Origin of the sequence: Rhizobium sp. AG855 (genome assembly GCF_003610655.1) — a bacterium.
In the GTDB taxonomy this organism is placed as follows: domain Bacteria; phylum Pseudomonadota; class Alphaproteobacteria; order Rhizobiales; family Rhizobiaceae; genus Allorhizobium; species Allorhizobium wuzhouense.
Genome location: NZ_RAQG01000003.1, coordinates 951,683 through 970,682, shown reverse-complemented (window position 1 = coordinate 970,682; position 19,000 = coordinate 951,683). Strand labels below are relative to the sequence as shown.

The 19,000-nt window shown below is 62.4% G+C and carries 21 protein-coding genes; 12 read left to right on the top strand and 9 right to left on the bottom strand.

The features are described from left to right. Window positions 1–69 precede the first annotated feature (69 nt). The 3 genes from DFO46_RS04710 to DFO46_RS04700 all read left to right on the top strand — a co-directional run bounded on the left by DFO46_RS04710 (window position 70) and on the right by DFO46_RS04700 (window position 2,923). Window positions 70–828 carry a hypothetical protein gene (locus DFO46_RS04710; protein ID WP_120276505.1) on the top strand — a complete coding sequence of 253 codons (759 nt, stop codon included), beginning with the start codon at window positions 70–72 and terminating at the stop codon, window positions 826–828. A 150-nt stretch (window positions 829–978) separates the two neighbouring features. Then, window positions 979–1,911, top strand: coding sequence for a ribose-phosphate pyrophosphokinase (locus tag DFO46_RS04705; protein WP_110790902.1), 933 nt, complete (start codon window positions 979–981; stop codon window positions 1,909–1,911). A 157-nt stretch (window positions 1,912–2,068) separates the two neighbouring features. Further along, a complete protein-coding gene (locus tag DFO46_RS04700) occupies window positions 2,069–2,923 on the top strand; it encodes a hypothetical protein (RefSeq protein WP_120278140.1) in 855 nt (284 codons plus the stop codon). Window positions 2,924–2,939: 16 nt separating this feature from the next. Here DFO46_RS04700 and DFO46_RS04695 read toward each other — a convergent pair whose 3' ends face one another. From DFO46_RS04695 to DFO46_RS04680, 4 genes are all read right to left on the bottom strand, one after another. Then, on the bottom strand, window positions 2,940–3,311 hold the full coding sequence (locus DFO46_RS04695) for a DUF779 domain-containing protein (RefSeq protein WP_120276504.1): 372 nt from the start codon (window positions 3,309–3,311) through the stop codon (window positions 2,940–2,942). Between the two features lie 153 nt (window positions 3,312–3,464). Further along, a complete protein-coding gene (gene adh / locus DFO46_RS04690; protein WP_120276503.1) occupies window positions 3,465–4,979 on the bottom strand; it encodes an aldehyde dehydrogenase in 1,515 nt (504 codons plus the stop codon). 140 nt (window positions 4,980–5,119) lie between these two features. Continuing rightward, entirely contained in the window at window positions 5,120–6,076 is a 957-nt protein-coding gene (locus tag DFO46_RS04685; RefSeq protein ID WP_110790906.1) for a helix-turn-helix domain-containing protein, read from the bottom strand. 141 nt (window positions 6,077–6,217) lie between these two features. Further along, window positions 6,218–8,302 carry an EAL domain-containing protein gene (locus tag DFO46_RS04680; protein ID WP_120276502.1) on the bottom strand — a complete coding sequence of 695 codons (2,085 nt, stop codon included), beginning with the start codon at window positions 8,300–8,302 and terminating at the stop codon, window positions 6,218–6,220. A 299-nt stretch (window positions 8,303–8,601) separates the two neighbouring features. Here DFO46_RS04680 and DFO46_RS04675 point away from each other — a divergent pair, with 299 nt between their 5' ends. The 4 genes from DFO46_RS04675 (at window position 8,602) to pth (ending at window position 13,330) form a co-directional block, all read left to right on the top strand. Further along, a complete protein-coding gene (locus DFO46_RS04675; RefSeq protein WP_110790908.1) occupies window positions 8,602–9,198 on the top strand; it encodes a 50S ribosomal protein L25/general stress protein Ctc in 597 nt (198 codons plus the stop codon). Window positions 9,199–9,401: 203 nt separating this feature from the next. Continuing rightward, window positions 9,402–11,780, top strand: coding sequence for an EAL domain-containing protein (locus tag DFO46_RS04670; protein WP_120276501.1), 2,379 nt, complete (start codon window positions 9,402–9,404; stop codon window positions 11,778–11,780). 23 nt (window positions 11,781–11,803) lie between these two features. Further along, the gene (locus DFO46_RS04665; protein ID WP_120276500.1) at window positions 11,804–12,544 is read left to right on the top strand and encodes a transporter substrate-binding domain-containing protein; all 741 of its coding nucleotides are present in this window, start codon (window positions 11,804–11,806) and stop codon (window positions 12,542–12,544) included. Window positions 12,545–12,598: 54 nt separating this feature from the next. Then, window positions 12,599–13,330 (top strand): aminoacyl-tRNA hydrolase, encoded by a 732-nt coding sequence (gene pth / locus DFO46_RS04660; RefSeq protein WP_120276499.1) that lies wholly within the window; start codon window positions 12,599–12,601, stop codon window positions 13,328–13,330. Window positions 13,331–13,362: 32 nt separating this feature from the next. On the opposite strand, the gene DFO46_RS04655 is transcribed toward pth, so the two are convergent. Continuing rightward, window positions 13,363–13,953 carry a TetR/AcrR family transcriptional regulator gene (locus tag DFO46_RS04655; protein ID WP_110791025.1) on the bottom strand — a complete coding sequence of 197 codons (591 nt, stop codon included), beginning with the start codon at window positions 13,951–13,953 and terminating at the stop codon, window positions 13,363–13,365. Window positions 13,954–14,119: 166 nt separating this feature from the next. Between DFO46_RS04655 and DFO46_RS04650 the strand changes: the two genes are divergently transcribed. Beyond that, complete coding sequence (locus DFO46_RS04650; RefSeq protein WP_120276498.1) at window positions 14,120–14,512, top strand: RidA family protein; 393 nt, start codon at window positions 14,120–14,122, stop codon at window positions 14,510–14,512. 22 nt (window positions 14,513–14,534) lie between these two features. On the opposite strand, the gene DFO46_RS04645 is transcribed toward DFO46_RS04650, so the two are convergent. Both DFO46_RS04645 and clpS read right to left on the bottom strand, forming a co-directional pair. Further along, complete coding sequence (locus DFO46_RS04645) at window positions 14,535–14,948, bottom strand: hypothetical protein (protein ID WP_120278139.1); 414 nt, start codon at window positions 14,946–14,948, stop codon at window positions 14,535–14,537. Window positions 14,949–14,953: 5 nt separating this feature from the next. Continuing rightward, complete coding sequence (clpS, locus tag DFO46_RS04640; RefSeq protein WP_110790914.1) at window positions 14,954–15,262, bottom strand: ATP-dependent Clp protease adapter ClpS; 309 nt, start codon at window positions 15,260–15,262, stop codon at window positions 14,954–14,956. A gap of 111 nt (window positions 15,263–15,373) precedes the next feature. Here clpS and ychF point away from each other — a divergent pair, with 111 nt between their 5' ends. Then, the gene (gene ychF / locus DFO46_RS04635) at window positions 15,374–16,477 is read left to right on the top strand and encodes a redox-regulated ATPase YchF (RefSeq protein WP_120276497.1); all 1,104 of its coding nucleotides are present in this window, start codon (window positions 15,374–15,376) and stop codon (window positions 16,475–16,477) included. Between the two features lie 75 nt (window positions 16,478–16,552). On the opposite strand, the gene DFO46_RS04630 is transcribed toward ychF, so the two are convergent. Beyond that, window positions 16,553–16,759, bottom strand: coding sequence for a DUF2892 domain-containing protein (locus tag DFO46_RS04630; RefSeq protein WP_120276496.1), 207 nt, complete (start codon window positions 16,757–16,759; stop codon window positions 16,553–16,555). A gap of 89 nt (window positions 16,760–16,848) precedes the next feature. Next, on the bottom strand, window positions 16,849–17,511 hold the full coding sequence (locus DFO46_RS04625) for a Crp/Fnr family transcriptional regulator (RefSeq protein ID WP_120276495.1): 663 nt from the start codon (window positions 17,509–17,511) through the stop codon (window positions 16,849–16,851). A 63-nt stretch (window positions 17,512–17,574) separates the two neighbouring features. Here DFO46_RS04625 and DFO46_RS04620 point away from each other — a divergent pair, with 63 nt between their 5' ends. Genes DFO46_RS04620 through DFO46_RS04610 form a run of 3 tightly spaced genes read left to right on the top strand, consistent with a single transcriptional unit; the run spans window position 17,575 to window position 19,000 of the window. Then, a complete protein-coding gene (locus DFO46_RS04620; RefSeq protein WP_120276494.1) occupies window positions 17,575–18,045 on the top strand; it encodes a MaoC family dehydratase in 471 nt (156 codons plus the stop codon). Continuing rightward, window positions 18,042–18,530 (top strand): MaoC/PaaZ C-terminal domain-containing protein, encoded by a 489-nt coding sequence (locus DFO46_RS04615; protein WP_120276493.1) that lies wholly within the window; start codon window positions 18,042–18,044, stop codon window positions 18,528–18,530. The genes DFO46_RS04620 and DFO46_RS04615 overlap by 4 nt, the downstream gene beginning before the upstream one ends. Continuing rightward, window positions 18,527–19,000 carry a glutathione peroxidase gene (locus DFO46_RS04610; RefSeq protein WP_120276492.1) on the top strand — a complete coding sequence of 158 codons (474 nt, stop codon included), beginning with the start codon at window positions 18,527–18,529 and terminating at the stop codon, window positions 18,998–19,000. The genes DFO46_RS04615 and DFO46_RS04610 overlap by 4 nt, the downstream gene beginning before the upstream one ends.

Below are 19,000 nucleotides of genomic sequence, written 5' to 3'. Positions count from 1 at the left end.
TGACGGGAGCCGAAGGGGAAGGAACTGCCCTTGAGACGTTCAGCGACATTGACCACGAGCCGTGCCGCGATGCTCCTCCCCCTGTGGCTGCTCGCCGCATGCAACAGCACGGAAGTGCTGACACCCCGCGCCGATGTCGGCAACGGCACCCAGCCCGCAGGTTATGGAGAGACACAGCCCACGGCCGCGGCCGGCGTGCAGTCGGTTCAGAGTGCTCCCCTCGACCAGGCCGGCAGCTATCCCACCGCACCACGCGGCCCGCAGAACACGCTGGAGGCGCAGGCACAGGCCCTGGCTCAGGGCGGCGTAAACCCGGTCGCCTCCCCGCCGCTCGATGGCGCGGCATCGCAGGAGTTCCCGGCAGCACCGCAGGCCGGTTCCTCGGCGCGCACGGCCCAAACCACCGCCGCACAGCAGACACAGCCAGCCGCCGCGCAATCGGCCTCCACGGGCCAGGCCACCACCGGCACGGTCCGCTTCCTGCCGATCATCGGCGCCCCCGTCCAGGCGGTGACCCCCTTGTCGCGGCAACTCGGCGCCGAGGCCCGCGCCCGTGGGCTGACGATCAAGAGCGCCAATGACGCGTCGAGCGAACACATCCTCAAAGGCTATTTCTCGGCCTTCACCGACAGCGGCAATGTCACCGTCACCTATGTCTGGGACGTGCTCGACGCCAATGGCGGCCGTCTCCATCGGATTCAGGGCCAGGAGGTCGTGCCCTCGGCCGCCAAGGACCCGTGGGCCGCCGTCCCCGCCTCGGTCATGCAGCAGATCGCCACCAAGAGCATGGCCGAATACGTCGCCTGGAGAAACGGACGGCCTGGCTGAACCATGCCGGATGACCGGCTCGACGTCTTGCTAAACGATTCAATTTCCGATGATTAACCGAAAATAGGGGTGTTCCCGTCCAAGCCTCTTGCATTCAAGGGTAAGGACGCTAAAAAGCGCCCATCTCAGCATGGTAACAGGCGGGCCAAGATGAAGGTTTTCGCAGGTAATTCGAACCGGCAATTGGCCGAAGCGATCTGCTCCTATCTCAACGTACCACTCGGCAAGGCCAGCGTCCGCCGTTTCGCAGACCAGGAAATCTTCGTAGAGATCCAGGAAAATGTGCGTGGTGAAGATGTGTTCGTCGTTCAGTCGACGTCCTTTCCGACGAACGACCACCTGATGGAACTGTTGATCATGATCGACGCTTTCCGTCGATCGTCGGCACGCCGCATCACGGCTGTCCTTCCCTATTTCGGTTATGCCCGCCAGGACCGAAAGCCGGGCCCGCGCACACCGATCTCGGCCAAGCTGGTCGCCAACCTGATCACCGAGGCCGGCGCCGACCGCGTGCTGACGCTTGATCTTCATGCCGGCCAGATCCAGGGCTTCTTCGACATTCCGACCGACAATCTCTATGCCGTGCCGCTTCTCGCCCGCGACATCAAGGAACACTACGACCAGAACAACGTGATGGTCGTGTCGCCCGACGTCGGTGGCGTGGTGCGTGCCCGCTCGCTCGCCAAGCGCCTCGACTGTCTGCTGGCCATCGTCGACAAGCGCCGCGACCGTCCGGGCGAGTCGGAAGTCATGAACGTCATCGGTGACGTCTCCGGCAAGGATTGCATCCTGATCGACGACATCGTCGATTCCGGCGGCACGCTCTGCAACGCGGCCGAAGCGCTCCTGAAGAACGGCGCCACCAGCGTCACGGCCTATATCACCCACGGCGTCCTCTCCGGCGGTGCCGTCACCCGTGTCGCCTCCTCCAAGCTGCGCGAACTGGTGATCACGGACTCGATCCAGCCGACCACGCCGGTGCTTTCGGCACACAACATCCGCGTGCTCTCGACATCGACCCTGCTCGGCGAGGCGATCAACCGCACAAGCCAGGAAGAATCGGTCTCGAGCCTCTTCGACTGAACGCGCAACACGCTTGACTGGAGGTCATCGGCACCGGCCGATGGCCGTTAATCATCGAAGTCGATGCCGTTTGCTGTCGGCTGAGAGTTCTTATATGGTCCGCCGCCTAGGGGACTTTGCCGCCCCTGAATATCTCCAGGAAGACGCAGCATCTTACATGTCCCTGACAGTCGAAACCTTGCTGGAAAGCCCGAAACTCCACGAGGCGATCCGGGATCAGTCTGCAGCCCTGCTCGCCGTCCACGACGAAAGCCCGAGGCTCGCTGCCGTTTTTGGCACCCAGCAACGCTGGCTGCTCGGCCACCTCGCAATGGCCCACTACTTCAACGAAGTCACATCCGGGGCGAGTGAACCGGCGATCTTCCTCGCGCGGTATTTCGAACAGGTCCGTCAATTCGAGATTTCGAGCGTCAACACGGCAGACGCCTTCGTCAAGGAAATGCTGGTCTATGGCATCGCTGTGCAGGTCCATGCCGGCGACCGCCGCAACCGCCCGGTTGCCCCCTCTCCGCTGACGATCGCCGGCGTCCATCGCTGGACCTGGATCCACCTGCGCAGTCTGGACGCGATCGACGGCGGCAATCGTCTGGCGACCTTCGAGGCCGACGAGACACTGCTGCCCCGTCTGCATCCCGCCATCACCCGTCGCTTCATGGTGGCCCCGGCCATCCGGACGCCACCGCAGACCTGGTCACTCTTCACCTGGCTGAACAATGGTGGCATCGTCATGGACTGGCTGCTGGCCGGCATCGAATTGGCCGATCCGTCCGCTGAACGGGTGCGCACCCAGGTCCGCTCCGTGCCGCAGATGGCGGAAATCTTCCGTCTCTCGCGCACCCACCTGAACCGCAAGCTGCGCGAGGCGGAAGCGCTCGGCAGCATCGGCTGGGAAGGTGCGAGGGGTCGGTCGGTGATGTGGGTGTCCCGGCAGTTCCGCGAGGAATACGCAGCCTCCCAGGCCGCCAAGCTTGCGATCATCGAAGAGGCCTGCGCCGAAATCGGCCTTCGCTAGGCCGTTCAGCCGCATATCAGGCACCCGGCAGCGGACACGCCTCGCCACCGGCGAAAAGCCTTGAACGGGTCAGGAAGCGCCGCTCCCGACCGTTGTCGAGCGAAAACATGCCGCCCCTGCCCGGCACCACATCGATGATCAGCTGCGTATGCGCCCAGACGGCATACTGGCTCCCGCTGATGTAAAACGGCACTCCACCGATCTCTCCGAGCTTCACATCGGTTTCCCCGACCCGGTATTCATGGGCCGGATAACACATGGGAGACGACCCGTCACAGCAGCCGCCGGACTGGTGGAAGAGGATGTCCGGATGATCCCGCTGGATTTCAGCCAGGAAGTCGAGGGCAGCCTCGGTTGCGACGACACGGGGGGCAGTTTCAGTCGACATGGCTTTCTCCAAAACATCAACGCCAACACCCTCTCCTTGAGGGAGAGGGTCGGCTCACAGTGCCGGGATGGCGTGACGCCGATTCGATACGGACATTCACGCCACCCGCGGCCTTGCTGCGACCTCCCCCTCAAGGGGAGGCTGGGGAGGAGCTCAGAAGAACCCGAGTGCCTTCGGGCTGTAGCTGACCAGCATGTTCTTGGTCTGCTGGTAGTGATCGAGCATCATCTTGTGGGTCTCGCGACCGATGCCCGACTGCTTGTAGCCACCGAAGGCCGCATGGGCCGGATAGGCATGGTAGCAATTGGTCCAAACGCGACCCGCCTGGATGTTGCGACCGAAGTTGTAGCAGGTGTTCGCCTCGCGGCTCCACACACCGGCGCCAAGTCCATAGAGCGTGTCGTTGGCGATCTCGAGTGCTTCCGCCTCATCCTTGAAGGTGGTGACGGAAACGACCGGCCCGAAGATCTCCTCCTGGAACACACGCATCTTGTTGTGGCCCTTGAACACCGTGGGCTTCACATAATAGCCGCCGGCGAGATCGCCTGCGAGAGTGTTGCGCTCGCCGCCGATCAGCACTTCGGCGCCTTCCTGGCGACCGATATCCATGTAGGACAGGATCTTTTCCAGCTGCTCGGAGGAGGCCTGCGCGCCGATCATCGTCGACATGTCGAGCGGGTTGCCCTGCTTGATGGCAGCGACCCGCTTGATCGCCTTTTCCATGAACCGGTCATAGATCTTCTCATGCACCAGCGCACGGCTCGGGCAGGTGCAGACCTCGCCCTGGTTGAGCGCGAACATCGCAAAACCTTCCAGCGCCTTGTCGAGATAGTCGTCGTCCTCGCGCATCACGTCTTCGAAGAAGATGTTCGGCGACTTGCCGCCCAGCTCCAGCGTCACCGGAATGAGGTTCTGGCTCGCATACTGCATGATTAGGCGACCGGTCGAAGTTTCGCCGGTAAAGGCGATCTTGGCGATGCGCGGGCTGGTGGCGAGCGGCTTGCCGGCTTCGAGACCGAAGCCGTTGACGATGTTGAACACGCCCGGCGGCAGCAGGTCGGCGATCAGTTCGGCGAGCACCAGGATCGAGGCCGGCGTCTGTTCGGCGGGCTTGAGTACCACGCAATTACCCGCAGCCAGTGCCGGCGCCACCTTCCAGGCGGCCATCAGGATGGGGAAGTTCCAGGGAATGATCTGGCCGACAACGCCGAGCGGCTCGTGGAAGTGATAGGCGATCGTGTCGTGGTCGACCTCCCCGATCGTGCCTTCCTGGGCACGAATGCAGGCGGCGAAATAACGGAAGTGATCGATGGCGAGCGGAATGTCGGCGGCCATGGTTTCGCGCAGCGGCTTGCCGTTGTCCCAGGTTTCGGCACGGGCCAGCAGCTCGAGATTGTCCTCCATCCGCTGCGCCACCTTCATCAGGATGTTCGAGCGCTCGGTGGTGGACGTACGGCCCCACTTGTCCTTGGCGGCATGGGCCGCGTCGAGGGCGAGATTGACGTCGTGTTCGTCGGAACGGGCGACATCGCAGAGTTTGCCGCCGGTCACCGGCGTCGTGTTTTCGAAGTAGCGGCCGTTCACCGGCTCGCGCCACGCGCCGCCAATGAAGTTGCCGTATTTCAGCTTGAACGGCGATGCGGCAAGTGCCTGGACCTGGATGTTCATGGCATTATCCTCCCTTTAGGAAAGGAACCCCTCCTCGGGTTCCGATGGGAAGATGATCATCCGCTTATGCTGATATGAGAAGGCACCCGAACCTGTACCGCACTGCACTGTGTTTCAGGAATGCGACAGTGCCGGCCCTGCTATTGGATCTGGAAACGCTTCAGCTTCCGGTGCAGTGTCGCGCGGCTGATGCCGAGCATCTGGGCGGCAAGCGAGACATTGCCTTGTGCCCGCGACAGCACGCGCCGGATCGCCGCCCGCTCCGCGTCGTCGAGATCGCCGCTGGCTTCACCGCGCGCTTCCCGCAGCGCGTCGGCCGCCGGGAGCCCCTGAGCGATCATCCGGTCATCGAGCTTCAGCGCCATCCGGGCGGATTTCGTCGCCCCAAGGATGATGTCGTCGCCGTCGACGGCGATCAGGGCCGCCACCGTATTGGCCTGCGGCACCACGATGATGCGGGCCCCGGCATAGGCGCTGCGGAAGAGATTGCACTCGACCCGCGCCGCTGCATCCCGGACTGCCTGGGAGAGAACCGCAAGCGTCATGTCGTTGACATCGCTGCGGCAGGTGGAAACGTCAAGCGCTGCCGTCACCCGGCCGAGATGGTCTCGGATCGGGGCCGTGGCGCAGGAGAGCCCGATATTCGCGCTCATGAAATGCTGGTCGCGATGAATGATGACGGACCGTTCATCGGCCAGCGCCGTACCGATCCCATTGGTTCCGGCGCTCGCCTCGCTCCAGACATTCTGCTGCCAGAGCCCAAGCCTGCGGAAATCGGCGTCGTCGCCGGGTGCGCCGCGCCGATCCACCACGATCCCCTCGGCGTCGGCCAGCACGATGCAGCAACCCGAGCGGCCGATCATTTGGTAGAGCCGGTCGACTTCATCGGTCGCATTGCCGATCAGCCGCTCCATCTTCTCGCGCGCCTCGCGAAACCGCTTGTCCTCGACCTGCATCGGCAGTGCTGCGGCCTCCGGCTGCAGGTGATGCAGGGTGAGGCAGCGGCGCCATGAGGCGGCAACGGGCGATGTCACGGCCGCAGAGGCTTGTCGTGCGGTCGAGTAGACGAGATCGGAATGGCTCAGTTCCTGTGACATCGGCTCCTCCCAAAGCGCATCACTCAGTATGCGCTTTCCGCACGCGCATGCAATCCGCTGCGATCTGCGGCAACTGGTGTCCGAAAATTCACGTCTTTCAGGTGGCGCAGTTTTGCGACACTTGTCAGGACCGTGGAAGGATCAGGCCGCGAGTGTCCGTGTGGCCGATGCAGGAGCTTCCGGGCCAGGCGTTGTGTCAGCGGGTTGACCGTTGACGACATCCTGAAGCTGCGACAACGGCGCCGGCCGACCATAGAGATAGCCTTGAACCTGGGCACAGCCCTCGTCCTGCAGGAATTTCAGGTGGTCGGCATTTTCGACCCCTTCTGCCAGCACCGGAATATCGAGGCTCTGGGCGAGGATCAGCGTCGAGCGCACGATCGCTGCCGACTGGCGGTTTTCTGCCACGTTGTCGATGAAGGCGCGGTCGATCTTGATCTTGTCGAAGGGGAAGAGCTGCAGCGTCGACAGCGACGAATAACCGGTTCCGTAGTCGTCCATGGCGATCTTCACCCCGAAGGACTTGAGCTGGCGAATGATGTTCAGCGCATGCTGCTGGTCGGCAATGATGCCGGATTCGGTGATTTCCAGTTCCAGCCGCTCGGCGGGAAGACCGGTTTCGGTGAGGATGTCCCGCACGCGCTGCGGAAAGGCCGGATTGGCGAGCTGCTTGGGCGCGACATTGACGGCGATGCAGAGCGGGTTGCGCCATTGCACGGCCTCCAGGCAGGCCTGCCGCAACACCCAGTCGCCGAGTTCCATGATGAATCCCGTCCGCTCGGCAATCGGAATGAAGTCGACGGGCGAGACCATGCCGCGCATCGGATGCGTCCAGCGCAACAGGACCTCGAACCCGACAACCTTGCCGGACTGGGTATCGTTCTGTCGCTGGAAATAGAGTTCGAATTCGCCATGCATGAGGCCGTGGCGCATATCCATGGCAAGGGCACTGCGCGCCCGCGCCGCCTGGTCCATCGAGATGTCGTAGAAGCAGACATTGTTCGATCCCGTCGCCTTGGCGCGGTACATTGCGACATCCGCCTGGGCGAGCAGGTCGTCGACATTCTCCGCGCCATCGGGAAAGACGGCAATGCCGATGCTGCTGCCGATCGACAGCGTCAACCCCTCCCACACGATCGGTGCACTCAGATCGGTGATGATGCGCTGTGCCAGCTTTTCCGCCTCGGCATGGGTAAAGAGCCGCGATGAGACCGCCACGAATTCGTCACCACCGATGCGCGCGACGAAGTCCCCCTCGCCCATCTGTGCATTCATCCGCTCAGCGGCCACGCGCAATACCTGGTCTCCGGCAGCATGGCCATGAACGTCGTTGATCTCCTTGAACCGGTCGAGATCGAAGGACAGCACATAAATCCGCGCATTCCGGGCGTCGGGCCGCTCCATCAGGTGCGCCACACGCTCAAGGAAGGCAGAACGGTTGGGAAGGCCGGTCAGGGCGTCGTGCAGGGACAGGTGCCGATACCGCTCAAGCGCCGATTTCGACGTCTGCCGGTCGATCACGTAGGTCATCGAGCCAATGGCGAGGATCATCACGGTGACCAGCATCAGCACGAGCGTCATCAGGCTTTCAGGCAGGATGTTGGCCGGCATGGCCGCCATGGGATCCTGAACCAGCGTCACGCCGGTCATGCCGATGAAATGCGTCGTGGCGATGGCGAAGATGAGCGCCATGCCACCGCCATAGCGACAGAACCGCGTTACCGGCCGTGCGACCCTGCTGGTGGCCAGGGCCCCGAAGAAGGCGCCGAAGGCGAGCGATGTGGCGACATACGTTTGATCCACGTCCAGGTGTCCCTGCACCTGATAGCCGGACATACCGACATAATGCATGGCGGCGATCCCGAGACCGACGAGGAAACCGCCCGCTTCGATCAGCAGGCTTCGTTGCGTCATGGCTGCGATCGTCAGACCAATCCCGGTAACGGTGATCGCCAGAACCAGCGAGAGCAGAGTGGCCGTCGGGGCATAACCGGCGACCACGCCGGTCCGGTAGCCCATCATCGCGACGAAATGCGTCGTCCAGATCGAACAACCGGCAATCACGCTGGTCAGGGTGATCCAGCTCGCCCGCGTGATCCCCCGCGTGTTGCGGACGCGACCGAAAAGCCGCATCGTGAGCAGCGAACCGAAGACACAGACGCTGACGGCTGCCACCAGGGAAATTGGCGAATGATCGACCGCGATGCAGGTGAGGACTTGGAACATGGGACATGACCGGATGGAGGGAGCAGCTTTGCATTTCCTAACATTCGTCAATTTCCAAATGCTTGCCCCGGATGGTTACCAACTTGCCACCCGCCCTTCCGAGCGCTAGATCGCGATCACGATCCGGCGAGCATGCCTTTTCGTCGGCAAACCTTGCCATTCCGCATCATCTGGTCTATAGGCGCCCGATCCGCGCAGACACCCTTGGAGGCAATGCGGATGGGACCGGCAACGGTCTCCGGTCCTGGCATCGGCTGAATGCACCGCCAGGGCTCTCCAGTAACTTGAAAGGTAAAGCCATGAGCCACGCTACTTACGAGCTCAAGGCCGTAGCACGCGAACGGGTAGGTAAGGGGTCCTCCCGCGAACTTCGCCGCAACGGTTTGATTCCGGCTGTCATCTATGGTGACAAGCAGGCCCCGATTTCGATCTCGATCAACACCAACGAGATCACCAAGCGCATCCATGCAGGCGGTTTCCTGACCACCGTTGCCGTCATCGACGTCAACGGCGAGAAGATCCGCGTCCTGCCGAAGGACTACCAGCTCGACGTCGTTCGTGACTTCACGATGCATGTCGACTTCCTGCGCGTCTCGGCAAACAGCCAGGTTTCGGTTCAGGTTCCGGTTCACTTCATCAACGAAGAGAAGTCGGCCATCAAGACTGGCGCCGTTCTCAACATCGTTCGCCACGAAGTTGAACTGCACTGCCCGGCTTCCGACATTCCGGAAGCGATCACCGTTGACCTCGCTGGCCTCAAGGTCGGCGACAGCGTGCATATCTCGGCCGTGAAGCTGCCGAAGGGCGTGACCCCGGTCATCGCCGATCGCGATTTCACCATCGCCACGATCGTCGCTCCGGCCGGCGGCATGGAAGAAGAAGCTGCCGAAGCCTGATATCAGGCATCGGTGACAATCGCGAACCCATCCCTGCAAGGGGGTGGGTTTTTTATTGGTTTCTTTTGAAACCAAGGAAAATGTCACAACTTTCCTTAGTCAGATTTAAACGGTTTCATGCAACCGTGCGCATTCAATCTCTGCGCGTGGGAGCCCGTCATGAGCATGTCGCAACGTCGTTTCGCGGTTGAGTCTGGATCGCGATGACCCGTTCGGTCGAAAGCCGCTTCCTGGCGATCGTCGCGACCACGATCTTCATTCTGGTCGTTCCGCTCTTCGGTCTGTTTCTGTCGCTGGCGACTGATCGCGCATCGCGCGAACTGCAACAGAATCTCGACGTGGTGATTGCCGCCAATGCCCAGGCCCTGGCCAAGCCGCTCTGGGACTTCGACCGCGAAAGCGTCGAGCAAATCACCGCCACCATCGTCTCCAACGGCATGATCAGCCGGGTCACCGTCAAGGACCTGTCCGGCGACATCGCCGTTTCCATGCCGGCGCTACCGAAGTGGCCGAAGAACGGGCTGGAGAGCATCAGCCGCGAAATCTACTACCGCGCGATGGAGGGGCCGAAGCTCGTCGGCACGATTACGCTCTACTACAGCCGCATCGGCATGTTCTCCTCTCTGCGTCAGGCGGAGGTTCTGCTGATCGGCATCTTCATGCTGGCCGTCATCGGCGTGGTGGGCGCGGCCGTCATCGGCAACCGGATCATGGTGATGAAGCCGCTCCTGAAGCTGACCGCCGCTATTGAGGCCACCCGTCAGCTCGGCTCCCGCCATCACGTCGACTGGCAGTCGAACGACGAAATCGGCCGCCTCGCCCGCAGCTTCAATGCCATGCAGATCAAGCTGGAGCGGGAAGAGAGCGAACTCAAGCTTGCCCATCGCCGTTCGACCGACATCTACAACACCACCCCGGCCATGCTGTTCTCGCTCGACGAGGAAGACCGCATCACCGGCGTCAGCGATTACTGGCTTCTGGCGACCGGCTACAAACGTCACGAGATCGTCGGCCGCCGCTTCATCGAACTGGTGCCTCCCGCCGCCCAGGACGCCTATACCGATCGCAAGAAGACCCGCTCGATTGCCGGCGTGCAGGAAGCAACGACCCAGTTCGTTTGCGAAGACGGGCGCATCATGGACGTCCTCATTGCCGAATCCAGCCGCGAGTCCGAAGGCGAGACCGAGGCTTTGTCGCTCAGCGTCATGACCGACGTGACAGCGCTGAAGCAATCGGAAGAGCGCAACCACCGCCAGGCCATCACCGACCACCTGACGGGTCTCAGCAACCGGCAGGGCTTTGAAATCGCGCTTGACCGCGAAATCCGCGCGACAGATTTGGCGGGCGAGGAACTGGCCTGCATCTTCGTCGACCTCGACCGCTTCAAGTGGATCAACGACAATCTCGGCCACCAGGCCGGCGACCAGGTGCTCTGCGCCTTTGTCGAGCACATGAACGCCCTCCTTCCGCAAGGCGCGACCGCCGCCCGTCTCGGCGGTGACGAATTTGCCATCCTCGTGCGCGCCAGACGCGTCGAGTCCCTCGCCCAGGATCTAAGCGGCAGGCTCTGCGACGTCTTCGGCGATCCGATGGTCATCGAGGGCGCCAGCGTCCGGCTCAGCGCCAGCATCGGCATCGCGCTCTACCCGCGCCACGCCTGCAATGCGGCCGAGTTGCTGCAAAAGTCCGATATGGCGATGTACAGCAAGAAGCGCGACGGCAAGAACGGTGCCCAGTTCTACGATCCGCAGCTCCAGGACCACACCCGCCAGCGCGCCGAGATCGAGCACGATATCGAAGAGGGCCTCGCCCAGGGCTGGTTCGATGCCTTCTTCCAGCCCATCGTGCAGGTCGAGACCGGCCGTGTCGTCGGATACGAGGCCCTGATGCGCCTCGTCCATCCGGAACATGGCATCATGCCCCCTGCCCCGCTGATCGCCGTTGCCGAGGAAACCGGCGCGATCACCCGGCTTGGTGGCCAGATCCTCGAAAAGGCACTCGCCAATCTCGCCCGCCTCAGCGACGCGTCCGGCAACCATGACGCCTATCTCGCCGTCAACTTCTCGCCGCTGCAGTTCGACCCCTCGCTGCCCGTGCGCCTCGCAGCCCTCACGACCGAATACGGCATCGCGCCAAAGCGGATCGTGATCGAGATCACCGAGGCGACGCTGCTGCATGACAACCCGCAGATCCGCACCATCCTCGACGAATTCAATCGCTACGGCTATCGCCTCGCGCTTGATGATTTCGGCACGGGTTATTCCTCGCTCAGCTACCTGAACCGTTTTCCCGTCGACATCGTGAAGATCGACCAGTCCTTCATCCGCGCGCTCGCCGACGAGAACCCCGAACTGCGCCACAAGAGCCGCATGCTCGTCGAAGGCATCACCGCCATCTCGCACAAGATGGAATGCACCGTCGTCGCCGAAGGCATCGAAACGGAAGAACAGCGCCGGATCCTGGCAGATTTCGGCGTCGATTACGGCCAGGGTTATTTCTTTGCCCGCCCCCAGGCCGTTGCCACACTGATCGATGAAACCAGAATGCCGCAAACCCGCAGTTTGAAGGTATCGGTACGCTGAACGCCGCCAAGGAGGGAACCGCCATGAAAATGCTCGCTGTCCTGCTGTCCCTTGTGGCCGCGCCGGTCGCCGCCGCAGAAGCCGTCCATTTCACCACGGAAGACTACCCGCCCTACAATTTCCGCGAGGGTGACCAGATCAAGGGCGCTGGTTATGACCAGATCCTCCTGATGATGAAGCAGATCGGCGTTCCCTATTCCATCGACATGATGCCTTGGGCGCGCGCGATCGCACTGGCCGAGACCACTCCCCTTCATTGCGTCTTCACCACCGCCCACATCCCCGAACGGGACGGCCGTTTCGTCTGGATCGAACCTCTCGCCATCGGCCGCAACCTGATGATCGGCCGCAAGGGCGGCGGCGTCGATGTGAAGAATGTCGAGGAAGCCAAGGCCTACACCGTCGGCACCCAGCGCGACGATTACACCGAGACCCTTCTCGAAGAACTCGGTTTTGCCAAGATCGACCTGGCGAGCGACATCAAACTCAACTTGAAGAAGCTCCAGAGCGGCCGCATCGACCTGATGCCGCTGGACGAACAGCATTACGTCGTCCTGGAGAAGGCCGGGGAACCGATCGAGTTCAAGTTCATCTTCACCGAGCAGAAGTTTTCGCTCGCCTGCCATCCCGATTTTCCCGAGGACCTGCGGCTGAGAATGCAGGCCGCCCTCGATGCCCTGATCGCTGACGGCACCCAGGCAAAGATCCTCGCGAGCTACGGCCTCGACAAGGCAAAACTGCCGGAACAGGCCACCAAGCCTTGACATCGGCCTCGTTTCGCGGTGGGGAAGGCCCAGGTCTGAGAAACGGGACAAACGATGATCATCCTGGCAGGGCTCGGCAATCCCGGGTCGAAATACGAGCGCAACCGCCACAATATCGGCTTCATGGCCGTGGACGCCATCAAGGCCCGCCACGGCTTTTCGCCCTGGGCGAAAAAGTTCAAGGCGGAGATTTCCGAAGGCACGATCGCCGGTGAAAAGGTGCTTCTGATCAAGCCGCAGACCTTCATGAACCTCTCGGGCGAAAGCGTCGGCGAGGCCATGCGCTTCTACAAGCTCGGCCCGGAAGCGATCACGGCGATCTATGACGAGCTCGATCTGCTCCCCGGCAAGGCCCGCATCAAGACCGGCGGCGGCCATGGCGGCCACAACGGCATCAAGTCGCTCGACGCCCATTGCGGCCAGAATTATCGGCGCCTGCGCCTCGGCATCGGCCATCCCGGCGACAAGTCGCGCGTCCAGGGCCATGTGCTCGGCGACTTCGGCAAGCTCGACGCCGAATGGCTTGAGCCACTGCTGGAAGCCTTGGCCGACAATGCCGACATGCTGGTGAAGGGCGAGGATTCGCAACTCCTCAACAAGCTGGCGCTCGCCACCGGCTCAAAGCCCGATGACGACAAGCCAGCCAAGGCGCCCAAGCCCACCAAACCCGCAGGCCAATCCCACATCCGCCAGGCCCGCGGCAACATGCAGCAGCCGAAGAAACTGCCGGAAACCGGACCGATGGCGGATATGCTGAAGAAGCTGTTCGGGCCGAAGGGGGATTGAAGGCGGCGCTTGCCCGGCGCTGACCCTCAGCCTCAGGGGCGCGCCAGCAAACCGTCCACCAGCAGGCGAAACGCGTCCTGCGCCTTCGGCAGCACCGTCTCCGGCTCGTCGCTTGCCGCAATCCACATCGCCGCATTGAGCGCTGCCCCACTGATCAGGCGCGCAGCCGCTTCCGCATCCACCGGCTTCAGGATTCCATCCGCCTGAAGCTGCTCGATTGCCTGCCGCGTCACCTTCAGGCAGCTGTTCTGGCTCGGCCATTGTGAGGGATCGCCGAGCACCGCCGGACCGTCCAGCAGCACGATCCGCTGCACCTCCGGATCGAGCGCCATCTCGATATAGGCGGCCCCCTCGGCCAGCAGCGCTTCCCACCCCTCGCCAGCCGCAGCGGCCCGCGCCTTGGCACGCTCGGCCATTGCCGTATCGATCTGATTGACAACGGCGGCAAACAGCCCACGTTTGTCGCCGAAATTGTGGTAGAGCGCCCCGCGCGTGAGGCCGGCTTCCGCTGTCAGCGCATCCATGGAAGCAGCCGCATAGCCGTTTTCGGCAAAGGCTTTTCGCGCAGCAGCGATCAGCTTGCCACGATTTTCCTCCATGCTTTCCGAGCGACTACGTTTCAAGGCATCCTCCACAATCCACATACGTAGCGTATGTGAGATTGACATACGACTCGTATGCGAATATTTCTACATACGCATCGTATATGAAATCTTTGCAGATCCGCCAAGCGGCACGTCACCGACCCGACATCCGGGCGGAACGAGATCGCATGCCGAAAGGACACCCATGACCAGACCGCAGCCCGTCTTCCCTGCAAACCGCCACGCCCTTTACGAAGAGCACGGCTATTCCGCAGCAATCCGCACCGGCGACCTCCTCTTCGTCTCCGGCCAGGTCGGCAGCCGCCCCGACGGCTCGCCAGAGCCCGACTTCGAAACCCAGGCGCGCCTCGCCTTCTCCAATCTCGAAGCCACCCTTGCCGCCGCCGGCTGCACCCTTGCCGATCTCGTCGACGTCACCAGTTTTCACACCGACCCGGAAAATCAGTTCGGGACGATCATGAAGGTCAAGTCGGAGATCTTCCCCGCCCCACCCTATCCCAACTGGACGGCAATCGGCGTCAACTGGCTCGCCGGCTTTGATTTTGAAATCAAGGTGATCGCGCGCATCCCGGCCTGATCCTGCAACATCACGGGCTGCTTCATTCGCCGCGACGGGATACCAACGCCGTCTTGAGCGTCTGTGGCGCATGCGTTTCGAACCATTGTAGCAACTCCGGGACCCTGACCGCCTCTGACGTTCCGGGTCTCGCACCACATAATTCAGCACATGCAGCCGCCATCGCCTGAAGCACGCGCGCGGTCTCCGGCACATATGCAAGGTCATCCGCCGCGTCGTGTCTTTGGCGGATAATGGCGTAGCGCATGGTTTCTGGATAGGTCCATGCGCTGGTGAGCACGTCCTGCGCACTGACCGTCTGACCATTCACGTCCGTCGCGGCATCGCGATCACGCTCGCCATAACCGAGTGCTTCCACCTGTTCGCAAAAGTCGATCGCTGCATTCATCATGCGGCGGACGGAGTTCCAATCTGTTTGTCGGGTCAGGTCGGACACGCCGCTCACTCCTCCGGTTCGGCCGTAAACAACAGCGGCATGCCCGCCTCCTTGGCGAGATCCATCGCCTCCGTGATCTTCGTCTCGGCAATTTCGCGGGTGCACACCACGACCACGGCGGAACCGAAGCGGTGGGCCGTGAGCATGACGCGGTTCCCCGTCTCCTCGCTCATCCGGAACACCACTTTCAGGACGATGGTGACGAATTCGCGCGGCGTATAGTCGTCATTGTGCAGGATGACCTTGTAGAGCCGTGGCTTCTCCACCTTCGGCTTCGTGTCGGTCTTGGGCGCCAGCACCGTATCCTTCGCCATAGATCCTCCGGCAACTTCAGGCCCTCTCGGGGCCGCAACACTTGACCATGTCCCTCCTATACCCCATAGGCGTGGACAACGAAAATCCATCCCGAGCAGGTATTCAGAGCCATGGGCTTCAAATGCGGTATCGTCGGGCTTCCGAATGTCGGAAAGTCCACCCTCTTCAACGCGCTGACCAAGACGGCGGCAGCCCAGGCAGCCAACTATCCCTTCTGCACGATCGAGCCGAACACTGGTGAAGTGGCCGTTCCCGATCCGCGCATGAAGAAGCTGGCCGACATCGCCGGCTCCAAGGAAATCATCCCGACCCGCATCTCCTTCGTCGACATCGCCGGCCTCGTGCGCGGCGCCTCGAAGGGCGAAGGCCTCGGCAACAAGTTCCTCGCCAACATCCGCGAAGTCGACGCCGTGGTCCATGTACTGCGCTGCTTCGAAGATGATGACATCACCCATGTTGAAGGCAAGATCGACCCGGTGGGTGATGCCGACACGATCGAAACCGAGCTGATGCTCGCCGACCTCGAAAGCCTGGAACGCCGCGTCGAGCAGACCCGCAAGCGCGCCGCCTCCAAGGACAAGGATTCGGTCGCCCAGCTGCCGATCATGGAACAGGTCGTCAAGCTTCTGCAGGACGGCAAGCCTGCCCGCCTTCTCTTGAAGACGCTGGCACCGGAAGAAATCGAGATCCTGAAGGGCCTGAACCTGCTGACCTCGCATCCTGTCCTCTATGTCTGCAACGTCGCCGAGGGTGACGCCGCGACCGGCAACAAGCACACCGAAGCCGTCGCCAAGATGGCCGCCGAACAGGGTGCGGAATGCGTCATCATCTCGGCTGCCATCGAAGCCGAAGTTGCCCAGCTGCCGGAAGAGGAAGCGACCGAATTCCTCTCGGCACTCGGCCTCGACGAAGCCGGCCTCGACCGCCTGATCCGGGCCGGTTACCACCTGCTCGACCTGATCACCTATTTCACCGTCGGCCCGAAGGAATGCCGCGCCTGGACCATCGTCCGTGGCACCAAGGCCCCGGCTGCTGCCGGCGTCATCCACACCGATTTCGAACGCGGCTTCATCCGCGCCTTCACCATCTCCTATGACGACTACATCGCCCACAAGGGCGAAGTCGGCGCCAAGGAAGCCGGCAAGGGCCGCGACGAAGGCAAGGAATATGTCGTGCATGACGGCGACGTCATCCACTTCCGTTTCAACACGTAAGGTCGACACGCAGAAACACGAAAGGCCGCGACACCCTCGCGGCCTTTCGCTTTTCAGGAGACGCGGAAGGCCGTGTCAGACCCGCTTTGCCGGGCAGGTCGAGAGGCCAAGGATCGAATAGAGCGGGCAGGTCGACATCAGGCCGGTCAGGAGCGGCACGACGCCGATCAGCGTGTAATAGCGCCACCAGGCACCCGGATAGATGAAGAACAGGGACAAGAGGATGAGGCCGACGATGATCCGCAGCATGCGATCCACCGATCCGACATTCTTGGCAAACATGGTTTTCCCTCCGATTTGCGCAGCGATGAGCCGAGCATAAGGCCCGCCGCAACTGGCGTCGGTGACTAAGTCACGCGGTTTGCAAGGTGCTAGCCGTCACCGGCCTTCGCCATGCGGGACACTTCGCCGCGATCGATGATCCGGATCTCCCCGCGCTCGTTTTCAACCACGCCTTTGGACGCAAGCGCCTCCAGCCGCCTCGACACCACCTCGCGCGCCGTGCCGATCACCACGGCCAGTTCCTGATGCGTCAGGGCCACCCGCCCGTCCCCGTCCGCACGCTCGAGAAGCGCATGCGCCAGCCGCTGCTCCACCTTCACGAAGGCCACCTGCTCCAGCACGAACATCAGGTCGCCCAAGCGGTCGGCAAAGGCTTTGAAGACGAAGTGCCGGAAGCCGACGGAATTCGCAATGAGCCGCTCCACAAGGGCGGGCGGCACCATCACCGCGACAAGGTCGCTCTCGGCCACCGCCTCGCCCGTATAGAGCGCGCCGCCGAGAACCCCAAGCGTCGTCTGCACGCAGGTCTCGCCGGGCGTCACCGAATAGAGCAGCAGCTCCCGCCCGTTGCGGCCGGTGAGATAGACGCCGATTCTGCCCGACAGCAGGATGACAAAGGCCTGCGCGGCATCCCCCGGCCGAAACAGCGTCGTGCGCTGGGGCACATGCATCGGCTTCAATGCCTCAAGCTCGCGCCGCGCCGCATCGTCGATGCCAGCCAGAAAGCCGGCCTGATCTGCCCAACCTGCCATGGACCACCTCACGATTCCCGCTTATGACCATAGCGACTGGCAAGGCATTGGAGAACATGCTGCATGGAGACAGAAAAGCTTCACTACGAGGACTTTACGCAGGGCCGAAGCTTCGCGCTCGGGCCGCGTCTGGTGACCGCCGAGGAGATCATCGAATTCGCCACCGAATTCGACCCGCAGCCCATGCATCTCTCCGAAGACGCCGGTAAAGCCAGCATCCTCGGCGGCCTGTCGGCGTCCGGCTGGCACACCTCCAGCCTCTTCATGCGCCTGATGATTGACGCCTATGTGCTGAAAGCCGCTTCCGAAGGTGCCCCCGGCATCGAATTCATGCAATGGCGCAGGCCCGTGCTCGCAGGCGACACGCTCTCGGGTCAGTCTGTTGTCGAGGAAACCCGCCTGATGCGCTCGCGCCCGCATCTCGGCATCGTCACCTTCGGCCATGAACTGCACAACCAGCGCGGCGAAACCGTGCTGAAGGCCCGCAACGCTGTCATGGTCCGCCGCCGCGAGACGACGGAGGTGAGCGCATGAGACTGCTCGACCTCTATCCCGCCGGCACCCGCCTGGAACTCGGCTCGGTCACCTTCACCGCCGAGGATATCATCCGCTTTGCCGAAAAATTCGATCCGCAACCCTTCCATGTCGATGCGGAAGCCGCGAAGACTTATGTCTTCGGCGCGCTCTGCGCCTCGGGCTGGCACACCTGCGCCAACTGGATGAAGAGCTTTATCGGCTTCATCACCCGCGAGATGAAGCGCCTGGCCGCCGAAGGCATCGCCCCTCCAAAGCTCGGCCCCTCGCCCGGCTTTGCCGAGCTGCAATGGCTGAAACCCGTCTTTGTCGGCGACACGATCACCTTCTTCATGACGCCGATCGACAGCCGCACCGTCCAGGGCCGGCATCGCTATATCCTCAACGCAGCACTGTCCGAAGGCGTCAACCAGAACGGCGAGACGGTGCTGCGCTTCAAGAGCAACCTGATTGAATTTTTCCCCGACGAGGAGCAACAGCCATGAGCGTCCACGATTTCACCATGACCACCATCGACGGCACGGAGCGCAGCCTGAAGGACTATGCCGGAAAGGTGCTGCTGATCGTCAACACCGCGAGCGCCTGTGGCCTCACCCCGCAATACGAAGGCCTGGAAGCCCTCTACAAGGCCAATGACGATCTCGTGGTCCTGGGCTTCCCCTGCAACCAGTTCGGCGCCCAGGAGCCCGGCACGGAAAAGGAAATCGCCCTCTTCTGCGAAACTCAGTTCGCCGTGACCTTCCCGCTCTTTTCCAAGATCGAGGTGAACGGTGACGGGACCCATCCGCTCTACGCTTACCTGAAGGCGGAAACACCGGGCGCAGAACAGGGCACCGAGATCGGCTGGAATTTTGCAAAATTCCTCGTCAGTCGCGACGGTCAGCCGATCGCCCGCTTTTCGCCCCGCACGGCACCGTCGGAGCTTGCCGACGACATCGCCAAAGCCCTTGGCTGA

What these genes read in the sequence shown, in the direction of transcription:
- DFO46_RS04710 (WP_120276505.1), top strand. Translation starts at nt 70, where the DNA reads ATGCTCCTCCCCCTGTGGCTGCTCGCCGCATGCAACAGCACGGAAGTG.
- DFO46_RS04705 (WP_110790902.1), top strand. Translation starts at nt 979, where the DNA reads ATGAAGGTTTTCGCAGGTAATTCGAACCGGCAATTGGCCGAAGCGATC.
- DFO46_RS04700 (WP_120278140.1), top strand. Translation starts at nt 2,069, where the DNA reads ATGTCCCTGACAGTCGAAACCTTGCTGGAAAGCCCGAAACTCCACGAG.
- DFO46_RS04695 (WP_120276504.1), bottom strand. Translation starts at nt 3,311, where the DNA reads ATGTCGACTGAAACTGCCCCCCGTGTCGTCGCAACCGAGGCTGCCCTC.
- adh (WP_120276503.1), bottom strand. Translation starts at nt 4,979, where the DNA reads ATGAACATCCAGGTCCAGGCACTTGCCGCATCGCCGTTCAAGCTGAAA.
- DFO46_RS04685 (WP_110790906.1), bottom strand. Translation starts at nt 6,076, where the DNA reads ATGTCACAGGAACTGAGCCATTCCGATCTCGTCTACTCGACCGCACGA.
- DFO46_RS04680 (WP_120276502.1), bottom strand. Translation starts at nt 8,302, where the DNA reads ATGTTCCAAGTCCTCACCTGCATCGCGGTCGATCATTCGCCAATTTCC.
- DFO46_RS04675 (WP_110790908.1), top strand. Translation starts at nt 8,602, where the DNA reads ATGAGCCACGCTACTTACGAGCTCAAGGCCGTAGCACGCGAACGGGTA.
- DFO46_RS04670 (WP_120276501.1), top strand. Translation starts at nt 9,402, where the DNA reads ATGACCCGTTCGGTCGAAAGCCGCTTCCTGGCGATCGTCGCGACCACG.
- DFO46_RS04665 (WP_120276500.1), top strand. Translation starts at nt 11,804, where the DNA reads ATGAAAATGCTCGCTGTCCTGCTGTCCCTTGTGGCCGCGCCGGTCGCC.
- pth (WP_120276499.1), top strand. Translation starts at nt 12,599, where the DNA reads ATGATCATCCTGGCAGGGCTCGGCAATCCCGGGTCGAAATACGAGCGC.
- DFO46_RS04650 (WP_120276498.1), top strand. Translation starts at nt 14,120, where the DNA reads ATGACCAGACCGCAGCCCGTCTTCCCTGCAAACCGCCACGCCCTTTAC.
- clpS (WP_110790914.1), bottom strand. Translation starts at nt 15,262, where the DNA reads ATGGCGAAGGATACGGTGCTGGCGCCCAAGACCGACACGAAGCCGAAG.
- ychF (WP_120276497.1), top strand. Translation starts at nt 15,374, where the DNA reads ATGGGCTTCAAATGCGGTATCGTCGGGCTTCCGAATGTCGGAAAGTCC.
- DFO46_RS04630 (WP_120276496.1), bottom strand. Translation starts at nt 16,759, where the DNA reads ATGTTTGCCAAGAATGTCGGATCGGTGGATCGCATGCTGCGGATCATC.
- DFO46_RS04625 (WP_120276495.1), bottom strand. Translation starts at nt 17,511, where the DNA reads ATGGCAGGTTGGGCAGATCAGGCCGGCTTTCTGGCTGGCATCGACGAT.
- DFO46_RS04620 (WP_120276494.1), top strand. Translation starts at nt 17,575, where the DNA reads ATGGAGACAGAAAAGCTTCACTACGAGGACTTTACGCAGGGCCGAAGC.
- DFO46_RS04615 (WP_120276493.1), top strand. Translation starts at nt 18,042, where the DNA reads ATGAGACTGCTCGACCTCTATCCCGCCGGCACCCGCCTGGAACTCGGC.
- DFO46_RS04610 (WP_120276492.1), top strand. Translation starts at nt 18,527, where the DNA reads ATGAGCGTCCACGATTTCACCATGACCACCATCGACGGCACGGAGCGC.